The sequence below is a fragment of the Promicromonospora kroppenstedtii DSM 19349 genome (genome assembly GCF_000515355.1).
GTDB lineage: Bacteria > Actinomycetota > Actinomycetes > Actinomycetales > Cellulomonadaceae > Promicromonospora > Promicromonospora kroppenstedtii.
Genome location: NZ_KI911634.1, coordinates 15,015 through 27,284, shown reverse-complemented (window position 1 = coordinate 27,284; position 12,270 = coordinate 15,015). Strand labels below are relative to the sequence as shown.

Below are 12,270 nucleotides of genomic sequence, written 5' to 3'. Positions count from 1 at the left end.
GCGACGGCGCCGGCCTTGGCCGCACCCGCGATGACCAGGCCACCGATCGGGGCGCCCGCGCCGACCAGCGCGAGGCCGCCCGCGCCGAGCACGAGCGGGGCGATGACGGTCTTCATGCCGTGCGCCACGTCGTGCAGCTCGAGCACCAGGGCGCTGCAGGTGGCGCAGGTCGAGAGGTGCTCGTCGATCTTCGCGGTCTCGCGCTTGGACAGGCTCGCGCGCACGTACCCGCCGAGCAGCGGGTTGACGGTGCGGCAGGTGTCCGACGGCGAGTGGCTCAGGTGCTGCTGCAGGTACCCCGCCCGCAGTGCCTCCTTGGCCCGGTAGAGCAGGGCGGACACGCCGTTGGGGCTCAGGCCCAGCACCGGCGCGACCTGGGCGGGCTTGAGCTCGTCGACGAGCACGTACCAGAGCACCTCGCGCCAGCGCTCCGGCAGGTCGACGTAGGCCTTGGCAATCACGCTGCGCTCGAAGCCCTCGAGCGCGGGGTCGTCCTTGGAGGCCACGCGGCCGAGCACGGACTCGATCTCGTCGTCGGTGCTCGGGCGCGTGCGCGCGGCGCCACGCGAGACGTCGAACGACCGGTGGCGGACCATCGTGTACAGGTACGGGCGGAAGCCGGCGTCGGGACCGACCCCGCGGCGCAGCATCTCGAACAGCTTGCTGAAGGCGTCGGCCACGACGTCCTCCGCGTCCGCGGCCGGGACGTACTGCCGGGCGAGGGCTCGGGCGGCTGCCGAGTGACGCTCGTAGAGCACGCCGAAAGCATCGCGGTCACCTGACCTGACCTGCAGGATCAGTTCCGCGTCGCTCGGGGTTTCACCGGTGCTGCTCTCGACTTGCCTCAACGTCTACCCAGACTCTCGCGGTGGCCGCGGTGCGGTTGACTGTCGCCGTTCTGCCACGACTATAGGGCCAAGCGGACGATTTAGGGGGTGGAATTCCACATTCCTGGGTGACGACCGGGTGAAGTCCGGTACATCGCCCCCGAAGGTGCGTCATGATGTATCCCCGTGAGGGTCCCTTCATCATGAGCGAGGCACAGCAGGAGGCGCGGGTGCGTGTGCACGACCTGCGCGAGCGGTGGCGAGCTACGAGTCTGGCGTCGGTTTGGATCCGGCCGAACGACTGGGAGCACCCCGCCGCTGAGGCGCTAGCAGAGGCACTGGCCGAGGGCCGGGGCGTAATCGCCCCCGCCGAGCGGCTCGGTGCGGCGCGCGCCGGAGTAGGAGCCGGGATCACCGAGGCACTGGACGACGTCGCCTGCCTCTACGCCGCCTTCGGGCGCCCCACCGACGTCGGCGCGCTGCGGGCCGCCGCGATCGGCTGGGTCGGGGAGCGCGAGCGCGTGCCCTACCAGATCGCCACGCACGATCCCTCGACCGGCCTGCCCACGGGTGAGTACCTGGGCGAGCGGCTGCGCGAGACCTACGGCACCGCGCAGCGGACCGGCACCACTGCCGGGGACACCCACTGCCTGCTGGTGCTCGACGTCGGCCTGGACAGCCTCGACACGTGGCAGCGGCTCGCCCGCTCCGCCGCGATCGGCCGCACCCTGCACCAGGTGTTCGGCGAGGGCCATCCGATGGCCGCCATCGGCGACGGCACGTTCGTGGTGCTCTGCGAGCGGGGCCCGACGACGGCGGAGCTCGGCCAGTCGCTGCGCCGCGTCGTCGAGCGCAACGCCGAGGTGCTGGGCCTGGCCACCGAGGTACGCCGGCCCACGCGGGTCTGGGTCGAGCGCCTGCCCGGAACGCATGCGGACGCACTGCTCCTGCTGGACCACCTGGCGCGCTGAGCGCAGCCACACACTCCGAGCGAGCGAGCCGGGGCCCGACGCCGTGCCCCGGCTCGCTCTGCTCAGCTCTCCTCGAAGGTGAGGCAGTCGGCGTGGGCCGGGTCCTCGGGGCCGGGGCCCACCCGGATCGACGGGGCGTTGCACTCCAGGTTGTCGTTGTGCGTGCACTCGCCGCGCTGGCAGGCACCCACGTGCGCGATGACCTTCTCCAGGCCGCCCTTGGTGCTGAGCGGGATGAACGTGGCGCAGGCCGCGTCGCCCGTGTGCCCGCCGATCGTGACGGCGCCGGCGTGGCAGCCGTGCTCGTGGTTGTAGCCGCAGCCGTCGACCGAGCACTCCACGACCTCGGGCATTTCCATCAGCGTGCTCATGGCAACTCTCCTCGCTCCGTGCGTCACTCCTGCGGAATGCGTCGATCGTATTCCTGAATGACAGATCGCACAGAGTTGAGGAATGGCTTACCTACATCCCGGCAACATTCACGATTAACGAAAGAATTGCATTGCTGAAATGTCGCGCGGGCCTCGGGGGTGGCTACTCCTCGCGGCGCGGGGCCGGGCGCCACAGCACCACGGCTCCCCCGCCGACGGCGCGGTGCTCCAGGTCCACGCGCATGGCGGCGCTCCGGACGCGCTGGCCGCGCTGCACCACCACGACGTCGCCCGCGGCGGGCCCGGCGGCAAAGACGCGACCCTCCTCCTGGACCCGCATGAGCAGGTCACCGAGGCGTTCCTCGAGCACGGAGACGTGCGCCTCCAGGTCGAGGATGCGCTTGATCCCGGCGAGGTTGATGCCCTCGCCCTGGGCGAGGCGCTGCACCTGGAGCAGGCGCGCCACGTCGCGGCGCGAGTAGCGGCGGCCGCGGCCGCGGGTGCGCCGGGGGACCACCAGCCCGAGGCGGTCGTACTGGCGCAGCGTCTGCGGGTGCATGCCCGCGAGTTCCGCCGCCTTGGACACGGTGAGCACGGGCGTGTCGTCGTCGACCATGTGCTCCTCCGAAGTCTCTTTTGTGCGTCTGCGTGCGGGCAGGTTACCGAATGCGGTGCGGTGGGGCATATGCCTCACCGCACCGGCGTCATTCTGCCGCCCGCGCGGCCAGGCCTGCGCGCACGTCCTCGCCGTCGTTCTCGGCGGCGAAGGTCTCGAGCGCCTGCTTGGCCTTCCTGCTGAGCTTCTGCGGCACGGCCACCTGCACGGTGACGAGCAGGTCGCCGGTCGCCTTGGCCGTCTGGACACCACGGCCCTTGACGCGCAGCGCCCGGCCCGACGGCGTCCCCGCCGGCACCTTGAGCCGCACGGTGCCGCCGTCCAGGGTGGGCACCTCCAGCGTCGTGCCGAGCGCGGCCTCCGCGAACGTGACGGGCACGGTCATGCGCAGGTCCACGCCGTCCAGGGTCCACACCGGGTGCGGCGTGACGTGCACGGTGACCACGAGGTCACCCGCCGGGCCGCCGGCGACCCCCGGGCGGCCCTTGCCGCGCAGGCGGATCTTCTTGCCGTCGTTGATTCCCGCCGGGATGCGCGCGGTGATGGTGCGGCCATTGACCTCGAGCTCGGCCGTCGTACCCTCCACCGCCGCCCGGAACGGCAGCGTGACCTGGGCGACGACGTCGGCCCCCGCCGTCGGCGCCGCGTAGCCGGTAGTGCCCTGGCCATAGGCCGTGCGGCCGCCGCCGAACATCGAGCCGAGGATGTCCTCGAAGCCCGCGCCGGCGTTGCCGCCCTGGGTGTAGCGGACGCGCGGCCCGCCTCGGCCGCTACCCTGGGCGCCGCCGAACATGGCGCCCATGATGTCCTCGAACCCGCCGGCACCGGCACCGCCGGCACCCGCCGAGAAGCGGGCACCGCCCGCCATGGCGCGCACGGCGTCGTACTGGCGGCGCTGCTCCGGGTCGGAGAGCACCGCGTAGGCCTCGCCGATCTCCTTGAACTTGGACTCCGCCGCCGCGTTCCCCTGGTTCTGGTCGGGGTGGTACTGGCGCGCGAGCTTGCGGTAGGCCTTCTTCACGGCGGCGTCGTCGGCGTCCTTGGACACGCCCAGCACGGCGTAGAAGTCCTTCTCCATCCAGTCCTGACCGGTCATGGCACCTCACTTCCGCGTCGATACCGGTGGTCGGGCTCGTCGAGACCTGGGCCCCGACAAGCTCGACCACCGGGGGCTGCTACTCCGGTCCGACGACGCCCACGCGTGCCGCCCGGACCACCTTGTCGCCGATCTTGTACCCGGGCTCGACCACGAGGTTCACCGTGGCGGCCGTCGCGTCCGCGTCGGTCGAGTGCATGAGCGCCTCGTGCAGGTTGGGGTCGAACTCCTCCCCCACCTTGCCGAACCGCTCGACGCCGAACTTCTGCAGGCTCTGGTCGAGCTTCTCGGCGATCGCGGCCATGGCACCGCTCAGCTCGCCGTGCTGCTTGGCGCGCTCGACGTCGTCGAGCACGGGCAGCAGGGCCGCGAGCACGTCCTGCACGCCCCGGTTGCGCGCGGCCTCCTGGTCGCGCAGCGCCCGGTTGCGGTAGTTCGTGAAGCTGGCCCGCTCGCGCTGCAGGGCGTCCAGGTGTTCCGCCGCCTCCGCCTTGGCCTTGAGCACCTCGGACGCCTCTGCGGCGTCACCCGAGGGCTCGAAGTCCAGGCCGGCCAGCGGGTCGCCCGACGTGTCCCCCTGAGCGGGGGGCGCGGCGGGCTCGTCCGCGGCGTCGTCCGCCGGAGCGGGCTCGGCCGGTCGCGCCTCGTCGCCGGAGGCGTTCACCTTGCGCTTGTCCGTGAACTGGAAGGGGTGCTCCCCCGAGCCCTCGGGCTCGGGGGGTCCCTGCTGGTGCTCGTCCGTCACTTGCGCTCGTCCTCGTCGTCCACGATCTCGGCGTCCACGACGTCCTCGTCCTTGGCGGACCGGTCGTTCGCCGCCTGCGGGGCGCCGTCGGCACCCTGCGCCGCGGGCTGCTCGGCCGCGTACAGGGCCTCGCCGATCTTCTGCGACGACGCGCCGAGCTTCTCGTACGAGCTCTTCACGGCGTCGGGGTCCTCGCCCTCCAGCGCGGACTTCACGGCGGCGATGTCCGCCTCGACCTCGGTGACGACCTCGGCCGGGAGCTTGTCGCGGTTGTCCGCGATCTGCTTCTCCATGGAGTACGCGAAGGCCTCGGCCTGGTTGCGGGTGTCCGCCTCCTCGCGCCGCTTCTTGTCCTCCTCGGCGTGCAGCTCGGCGTCCTTGACCATGCGGTCGATGTCGTCCTTGGGGAGCGCGGAGCCGCCCGTGATCTTCATCGACTGCTCCATGCCCGTACCGCGGTCCTTGGCGGACACGTGCACGATGCCGTTCGCGTCGATGTCGAAGGTGACCTCGATCTGCGGCACGCCACGCGGGGCCGGCGCGATGCCGGTGAGCTCGAAGACGCCCAGCGGCTTGTTGTCGCGGGTGAACTCGCGCTCGCCCTGGAACACCTGGATCGCCACGGACGGCTGGTTGTCGTCGGCCGTGGAGAAGACCTCGCTGCGCTTGGTCGGGATCGCGGTGTTGCGCTCGATGAGCTTGGTCATCACGCCACCCTTGGTCTCGATACCGAGGGACAGGGGGGTGACGTCGATCAGCAGCACGTCCTTGCGGTCACCGGAGATGACACCGGCCTGCAGCACGGCGCCGACGGCGACGACCTCGTCGGGGTTCACGCCCTTGTTGGGCTCGCGGCCACCGGTGAGCTCCTTGACGACCTCGGTCACCGCGGGCATGCGGGTGGAGCCACCCACGAGCACCACGTGGTCGATGTCCGACACAGAGATGCCGGCGTCACGGATCACGGCGTGGAACGGCGCCTTGGTGCGGTCGATGAGGTCCTGCGTCATCTGCTGGAACTGAGCTCGCGTGAGCTTCTCGTCCAGGTGGATGGGGCCGTTCTCGCTCATCGACAGGTACTGCATCGAGATGTTGGTGCTCGTCGCGGACGAGAGCTCCTTCTTGGCCTGCTCGGCCGCCTCACGGAGGCGCTGCAGCGCGATCTTGTCCTTCGACAGGTCGACGCCCGAGGAGTTCTTCACCTGCTTGATCAGGTGCTCCACGACGCGCTGGTCCCAGTCGTCACCGCCGAGGCGGTTGTCACCGGAGGTGGCGCGCACCTGGATGGTCGAGAAGTCGTCCTCGTCCTTGCCCACCTCGAGCAGGGAGACGTCGAACGTGCCGCCACCGAGGTCGAAGACCAGGATGAGCTCGTCCTCCTTGCCCTTCTCCAGGCCGTAGGCGAGGGCGGCCGCGGTGGGCTCGTTGACGATGCGCTTGACGTCGAGGCCGGCGATCTGGCCGGCGTCCTTGGTCGCCTGGCGCTCGGCGTCGTTGAAGTACGCCGGGACCGTGATGACGGCCTCGGTGACGGGCTCGCCCAGGTACTCCTCGGCGTCGCGCTTGAGCTTGCCCAGGATGCGGGCCGAGATCTCCTGCGCGGTGTACTTCTTGTCGTCGATGTCGACGGTCCAGTCGGTGCCCATGTGGCGCTTGACCGAGGAGATGGTGCGGTCCACGTTGGTGACGGCCTGCCGCTTGGCGACCTCACCGACCAGGACCTCGCCGGTCTTGGAGAACGCGACCACCGACGGGGTGGTCCGCGAGCCCTCCGCGTTGGCGATGACGGTGGGCTCCCCACCCTCGAGGACCGCCACCACCGAGTTCGTCGTTCCGAGGTCGATACCTACTGCGCGTGCCATGTCTGCTGCCTTCCTACGACAGATTGAGTCTGCTGCACTCAACTTAAGCCGGAGCTCGCGAGGAAGCAAGCTGACGCTCGTAAAGTTGAGCCTACTTCACTCAACTACGGCGGGGGCGAATTAGTTCCCGGCGGGATTATCGTGACGCCATGCCCTTCGAGACCCTCCTGACGGACGACGTCACGCTGCGCGAGCTCAGCAAGGACGACGCCGACGCGCTCGCCGACGCCTACGTCCGCAACCGCGAGCACCTCGCGCCCTGGGAGCCCGAGCGGCCCGCGGAGTTCTACACCGCGGACTGGCACAGGGAACGGCTGTGGACCCAGGTCCTGGACAACTCGACCGGGCGCGCGCTCCACACCGTGCTCGAGTCCGACGGGCGGATCGTGGGCCGGCTGAACCTCACCGACATCGTGCACGGGGCCTTCGAGAACGGGCACCTCGGCTACTGGCTGGACGCCGGGTTCACCGGGCGCGGGCTGATGACCCGGGCCGTCGGGGCGATGGTGGCGCACTCCCGGGACGAGCTCGGCCTGCACCGCCTGCAGGCGGCTACCCTGCCGCACAACACGGCCTCCCAGGCCGTGCTGACGCACGTCGGGTTCGAGCGGATCGGGTTCGCGCCCAGCTACCTCAAGATCGCCGGCGAGTGGCAGGACCATGTCGTCTTCCAGCTCATCCTGCACGGCTGAAGCGGCCGGCGGATCTTTCGCCACGCGGCACGATCGAGACAATTTCGCCCCTGTCAACAGGCGCGACGTCCTGACCTGCGGTACACAAGGGTGCACGGCCGAGGCCACAGGGGGTGGGGCATCGGACGAGTACCCCGCGGGCCAGCCCGCGGGTGCCTGATGCCCGGGACTCCCGGGCCCCGACCGGGGGAGACCACCATGGCAAGCATCCACGGGAGCTCGTTGTCGATCGCGCTCCTGACAGCGCTGCTCGATCCCGAAGAAGACGGCCTCAGATCACCTCACGTCCAGGACCTGCTGCAGGAGGCGCTCGAGACGCGCGAGGACGCACGCGACGTGATCGTCGCGCTGCTCGCGTCGTCCGGGTCGATGCTGCGGCAGATCAGCTACCACAACGAGCAGGAGCCGCTGGAGTCCCTGCAGAAGGTGGCCCTGGGCTTCCAGCGCAAGGTGGTTCAGCTCCCCAGCTGAGTCAGCCCTCGGCGGCCCGGGCCGCCACCTGCTCGGCATCCCGGAGCACTCGCAGCACGTTGCCGCTGGTGAGCTTGCCGAGGTCGGCGTCCGACCAGCCCCTGTCAGCCAGTGCCGCGAGGAGCCGGGGATAGCCCGTCACGTCCTCCAGCCCCTCGGGCAGGTTCGGCGTGCCGTCGTAGTCCCCGCCGAGACCCACGTGGTCGACGCCGGCGACCTCGCGCACGTGCTCGACATGGGCGACGACGTCGGACAGCGTGGTGCGCGGCTGCGGGTGGGCGGTCCGCCACTGCGCCATGAACGGCTCGAACGCGCCGAGGTCGGTGCTCCGGATGCCCTCCGCCGCGGCCGCTGCGGCGCCCGCGGCGCGCCATTCGGCGACGGCGGGCGAGACGAACTGCGGCACGAAGGTCACCATGCAGACGCCGCCGTTGGCCGCGAGGGCGCCGAGGACGTCGTCGGGCACGTTGCGCGGGACGTCGCAGACGGCGCGGGCGCTGGAGTGGCTGAAGATCACCGGGGCCGACGTGACCCGCAGCGCGTGCCGCATGGTGCCCGCCGAGGTGTGCGAGAGATCCACCAGCATGCCGATGCGGTTCATCTCACGCACCACGTCCTCGCCGAACGGCGAGAGGCCGCCCAGCACCTCGGCATCGGTGGCGGAGTCCGCCCACGGCACGTTGTCGTTGTGCGTGAGGGTCATGTAGCGCACGCCGAGCGCGTGGAGCATGCGCAGCACGCCCAGGGACTCGTCGATGGAGTGGCCGCCCTCGGCGCCCATCAGGCTCGCGATGCGGCCCTCGCTCCAGGCCTGCTCGACGTCGGCGGCGGTCCGTGCCAGCCGCAGGCTGTCCGGGTACTTCTCGACCATGCGGTGCACGCAGTCGATCTGCTCGAGCGTGGCGGTCACGGCCGCGCCCGCCTGGAGGTCGGACGGCACGAAGACGGACCAGAACTGGGCGCCGACGCCGCCGTCGCGCAGACGCGGCAGGTCGGTGTGGGTGGTGGTGAGCCGCTGCGCGATGTCGACCGCGTCCAGGTCGTAGGACGACTGCTCACGCAGCTCCCACGGCAGGTCGTTGTGCCCGTCCCAGACGGGGTGCTTCTGAAGGAGCGCGGTGATGCGGTCTGCGGTCGTCATGCGGGCGACGCTACCGCGCCGCCCGGGCACGCCTGATCCGGTCGCGGATCTCGTGTGTGGTCAGCGCCTCGCCCGCGCGACGCACCAGCCGCGCCGACAGGTCGTCCACGAAGTCCAGGTCGGTCGACTCGGTGAGGACCGTCGTGTACCCGGCCCGCGCCTCGTCGGCCTGTCGGGCCGCGGCGGCGCTGTCCAGGAACCCGCCCGTGGCGATGCAGGCGACGGCGACCGCGGCGGGCACCAGCGCCCAGACCCAGAGCATCGGTTCAACGAACAGCACGGCGAGGACGACGACCGCGGCGCCGATCCCGGTCAGCGTGCAGGCGAGGGACCGGTTGGACAGCACGACCTCGGACGGCCCGGGGAGCAGCTCACGCCTGATGTCGGGGTGCCAAGCATCGGACAAGGTGCCTCCAGATCGCCGGACGCCAGAGTACCCAGTACCGGGAAACGTGTCAGACGTGCAGATCACCGGGGTGACCTGCACGTCTGACATGTCCGGGCCGGTCCGGTCAGCCGATCCGGCGCCAGCTGCAGCCCACCGTCTCGAAGCCGGTCGCGGTCGACGGCATCGTGATGGTGCGGGCCTCGGACGTGGTGCCGAGGCTGATGATGCCGTCGCTGCCGTAGAAGCCCTTGTAGAAGATGTAGGTGCAGGACGTGTCCGGAGTGGCCGGGCCCGTCGTCGAGTAGACGCCGCGCTCCAGGTGGTCACCGATCACGTAGACACCGTCCGTGGCCGTCGAGGCACGCGTGGTGGACATCCCGGAGTAGTACTTGGTCCAGGTGCCGCAGCTCGTGCTCGACCAGACGGCGTAGTCCGTGGACTGCACCTTCAGGATGCGCTGGCCGGAGCCGACGTCGTTGGCGAGCACGTCACCGGCGGACCAGCGCTCCCAGAAGCAGTCGTTGCTGCCCGCCTGCGCGATGTAGTTGCCGGCCGGCACGCTGGTGCTCCCGACGAGCCAGCCGCTGCTGTCGTCGCCCGGGAACCGCACGGCCGAGGTCAGCACCTTGCCGGTCGCCGAGCTGCGGCGCAGTGCCGTGCCGTACCCCGCCCGGTAGGTGCGCACGGACACGGTGATCTTCTTGCCGTAGTCCGTGCCCTTGAGCGAGTACGTCGACCTGGTCGCGCCGGAGATCGGCCGGCCGTCGGCGTACCAGCGGTAGGAGAACGACGGCTTGGGCGACCAGGTGCCGGTCGAGGCCTTGAGCGTCGAGCCGACGCGGGCGGAGCCCGAGATCGCCGGGTTGGCCGACCGCGAGTACTTCGATCCGACCTTGGCCCCGTCGGAGGTGACCGTCTTGGTGCTGTAGCCGCTCTTCCTCACCGTGGCGCTGACCGTGATCGTGTGGCCCCGCCACGCCGACTTCACCGTGAGGCTGCTGCCGGTCGCCCCCGAGATGGACCGGCCGTCGAGCTTCCACCGGTAGGCCGCGGTGCTCGCCGTCGGCACGGACTGCGGCCGGGAGAGCGTCAGCTTGGCGCCCGGCGTCGCCAGGCCGATGATCACCGGCGCCGACTGCGAGAAGACGCCCGTGGCGACCGTCGCCGAGGCGGCGCTGGTCCGGCTGGCGTTGGCGAAGCCGGGGCGCGACCCGACGAGCCGGACCGTGAGCTTCTTGCCTCGCTGGGACGCCGTCGGTGTGAAGGAGAAGCCCGTGGCGCCGCTGATCGCGGTCCCGTTCGCGTACCACTGGTACGAGAACTTTGTGCCTGACGTCCAGGAACCGGCGAGCGCCCGCAGGGGCACGCCCACCCGCGGCGTACCGCTGATCTTCGGGGTCGACGCGGTCGGGTCGCCGATCGCGATGACCGGGGTCTCGACGCTCTCCGTGGCGGTGGGGATGCGGCCGTCGGCCGATCCGAGGACGCTGACCGTCAGGGTCTTGCCTGCGTCCGCACCGGTCGGCGTGTACGTGGACTTCGTGGCCCCGGAGATCATCTTGCCGTCCCGGCGCCACTGGAGGGCGAACGTCGCGGCCGGGCTCCAGGCGTCGACCGTGACGGTCAGTGGCTTGCCCACCTTGTACTCGGCACCCGAGACGACCGGCACGGTGGTCGTCTCGAACACCTCGTCCTGCGCCAGCTCATATGCGGCCAGGACGTCGAGCTTGCCCTCGCCCCAGACGTTGTTGTCGTCGGCGGTGCCGCCGCAGGTCGTGTTGTTCATGTCTCGCGCCGAACCGTCCAGGATCGCGCGGGTCGCCGGCACGTTGCCGACAAGCTCGGGGACGGCGTCCCACAGCAGCGCCACGGAGCCCGCGACGTGCGGGGCGGCCATGGACGTGCCGTCGAGGTAGGCCGAGGAGTTCGGCGGGTAGGTCGACAGGACGTTCGCGCCCGGGGCGGCGATGTCCGGCTTGACGTTCCCGCTCTGGCCGGGGCCGCGCGAGGAGAACGACGCGATGGAACCGCTCTGCGTGAAGGCGCCGACGGAGTAGTTGACGGTCCGCGAGCCCGGGCTGCCGGACGACTGGCAGCCGGCCTCGCCGCTGTTCCCGTTGGCGAAGGTCGCGAAGATGCCCGCGGCCTCCCACGCCGTGATGACGTCCTCCATGAACGGGTCCGTCGAGAAGTCCGCGCCCCAGGAGTTGTTGACCACGTGGGGCCGCATGGCCGGGTCAGGGGCCGGGTTGCTCCAGCCCTGGCGGAACGGGGCCAGGATCCACTGGCCCGAGGCGATCAGGTCCTCGTCCTTCCACCCGTCGCCGCCACCGGCCGCGGCGATCCACTCGGCGCCGGGGGCGACGCCGACGGCGTGGTCCGCACCGCCGTTGCGCACCGTGCCGCCGACCATGGTGCCCATCGTGTGGGTTCCGTGCCCGTCCTCGTCGTGGGGGTAGTGGAAGCCGTCGACCGTGAAGTAGCTGTAGGCGTCGAGCTCGCTGGAGCCCTGGCCGCGGTACTGCCCGGCCAGCGCCGCGCTGTCGCCGTCGACACCGGTGTCGATGTTGGACACCACGATGCCCTCGCCCGTGAAGCCCTGGTCCCACATGTCGTCCGCGTTGATAGCGGAGATACCCCAGGTCGGGGTCCCGGCGGCCGACGGCGTCACGTCCGCCTCGTCGACCACGGCGACCGGCTCCGGCGCCTCGTAGTGCGCCGTCGGCCGGATCTCCAGGACCTCGTTGTCGGCGGCCAGGTCCGTGGCCAGGCCGAGCGAACCGTCCTCGACGAGGATCGCGTTCGTGGCCCAGTAGGACGTGTACTCCGTGCCGGACTTCTCCAGCTCCGCGACGGCGTCCTTCTGGGCGGCCTCGGCCGTCGCGAGAAGCGTCTCGTAGACGTACTCGCCGCGCTCGGACCAGCTCGTGATGCCGCCGGCCGCGGACAGGTCCGCGGAGTCGGCGAACCGCAGCCAGAAGCTCGTGTCGCCGGGTGCGGCGAACGCCTTCCGGGCGGCGGGCGTGATCTTGTCCGCCGGGTCGGCGGCCGGGACACGGCCGGCCGACTGGCCGGGCGCCGGGAGCGGCT

12 protein-coding genes are annotated in these 12,270 nt (G+C 70.9%); 3 read left to right on the top strand and 9 right to left on the bottom strand.

Translation table 11 applies throughout. The annotated features are described in order from the left end of the window. A partial coding sequence (locus tag PROKR_RS06520; protein WP_169736343.1) for a sigma-70 family RNA polymerase sigma factor occupies positions 1-758 on the bottom strand: 758 nt, incomplete at its 3' end. A 242-nt stretch (positions 759-1,000) separates the two neighbouring features. On the opposite strand from PROKR_RS06520, the gene PROKR_RS06515 reads away from it, so the two are divergent. Then, the gene (locus tag PROKR_RS06515) at positions 1,001-1,798 is read left to right on the top strand and encodes a hypothetical protein (RefSeq protein ID WP_245605726.1); all 798 of its coding nucleotides are present in this window, start codon (positions 1,001-1,003) and stop codon (positions 1,796-1,798) included. A gap of 62 nt (positions 1,799-1,860) precedes the next feature. On the opposite strand, the gene PROKR_RS06510 is transcribed toward PROKR_RS06515, so the two are convergent. From PROKR_RS06510 to dnaK, 5 genes are all read right to left on the bottom strand, one after another. After that, positions 1,861-2,169, bottom strand: coding sequence for a DUF1540 domain-containing protein (locus tag PROKR_RS06510; protein WP_020017795.1), 309 nt, complete (start codon positions 2,167-2,169; stop codon positions 1,861-1,863). A gap of 163 nt (positions 2,170-2,332) precedes the next feature. Then, positions 2,333-2,785, bottom strand: a complete 453-nt coding sequence (locus tag PROKR_RS06505; RefSeq protein WP_036960913.1) for a heat shock protein transcriptional repressor HspR — start codon at positions 2,783-2,785, stop codon at positions 2,333-2,335. 88 nt (positions 2,786-2,873) lie between these two features. Continuing rightward, a complete protein-coding gene (locus PROKR_RS06500; RefSeq protein WP_036960910.1) occupies positions 2,874-3,881 on the bottom strand; it encodes a DnaJ C-terminal domain-containing protein in 1,008 nt (335 codons plus the stop codon). A 79-nt stretch (positions 3,882-3,960) separates the two neighbouring features. Next, entirely contained in the window at positions 3,961-4,626 is a 666-nt protein-coding gene (grpE, locus tag PROKR_RS06495; RefSeq protein ID WP_036960908.1) for a nucleotide exchange factor GrpE, read from the bottom strand. After that, entirely contained in the window at positions 4,623-6,488 is a 1,866-nt protein-coding gene (gene dnaK / locus PROKR_RS06490; protein ID WP_036960906.1) for a molecular chaperone DnaK, read from the bottom strand. Before dnaK ends, grpE begins: the two co-directional genes overlap by 4 nt. A 149-nt stretch (positions 6,489-6,637) precedes the next feature. Here dnaK and PROKR_RS06485 point away from each other — a divergent pair, with 149 nt between their 5' ends. Together PROKR_RS06485 and PROKR_RS06480 are read left to right on the top strand one after the other, a co-directional pair. After that, on the top strand, positions 6,638-7,180 hold the full coding sequence (locus PROKR_RS06485) for a GNAT family N-acetyltransferase (protein WP_036960903.1): 543 nt from the start codon (positions 6,638-6,640) through the stop codon (positions 7,178-7,180). A 198-nt stretch (positions 7,181-7,378) separates the two neighbouring features. Further along, positions 7,379-7,651, top strand: coding sequence for a hypothetical protein (locus PROKR_RS06480; RefSeq protein ID WP_026366117.1), 273 nt, complete (start codon positions 7,379-7,381; stop codon positions 7,649-7,651). A 1-nt stretch (position 7,652) separates the two neighbouring features. Here PROKR_RS06480 and PROKR_RS06475 read toward each other — a convergent pair whose 3' ends face one another. The 3 genes from PROKR_RS06475 to PROKR_RS30585 all read right to left on the bottom strand — a co-directional run. Further along, positions 7,653-8,792 (bottom strand): dipeptidase, encoded by a 1,140-nt coding sequence (locus tag PROKR_RS06475; protein WP_036961124.1) that lies wholly within the window; start codon positions 8,790-8,792, stop codon positions 7,653-7,655. 10 nt (positions 8,793-8,802) lie between these two features. After that, positions 8,803-9,198, bottom strand: coding sequence for a hypothetical protein (locus tag PROKR_RS06470; protein WP_157601931.1), 396 nt, complete (start codon positions 9,196-9,198; stop codon positions 8,803-8,805). Positions 9,199-9,304: 106 nt separating this feature from the next. Further along, positions 9,305-12,270: S8 family serine peptidase (locus PROKR_RS30585; RefSeq protein WP_084800287.1), on the bottom strand; the 2,966-nt coding region annotated here is incomplete at its 5' end.

Bases quoted from the DNA above. Each gene is read 5' to 3' on its own strand.
- PROKR_RS06515 (WP_245605726.1), top strand. From the start codon at position 1,001: ATGATGTATCCCCGTGAGGGTCCCTTCATCATGAGCGAGGCACAGCAG.
- PROKR_RS06510 (WP_020017795.1), bottom strand. From the start codon at position 2,169: ATGAGCACGCTGATGGAAATGCCCGAGGTCGTGGAGTGCTCGGTCGAC.
- PROKR_RS06505 (WP_036960913.1), bottom strand. From the start codon at position 2,785: ATGGTCGACGACGACACGCCCGTGCTCACCGTGTCCAAGGCGGCGGAA.
- PROKR_RS06500 (WP_036960910.1), bottom strand. From the start codon at position 3,881: ATGACCGGTCAGGACTGGATGGAGAAGGACTTCTACGCCGTGCTGGGC.
- dnaK (WP_036960906.1), bottom strand. From the start codon at position 6,488: ATGGCACGCGCAGTAGGTATCGACCTCGGAACGACGAACTCGGTGGTG.
- PROKR_RS06485 (WP_036960903.1), top strand. From the start codon at position 6,638: ATGCCCTTCGAGACCCTCCTGACGGACGACGTCACGCTGCGCGAGCTC.
- PROKR_RS06480 (WP_026366117.1), top strand. From the start codon at position 7,379: ATGGCAAGCATCCACGGGAGCTCGTTGTCGATCGCGCTCCTGACAGCG.
- PROKR_RS06475 (WP_036961124.1), bottom strand. From the start codon at position 8,792: ATGACGACCGCAGACCGCATCACCGCGCTCCTTCAGAAGCACCCCGTC.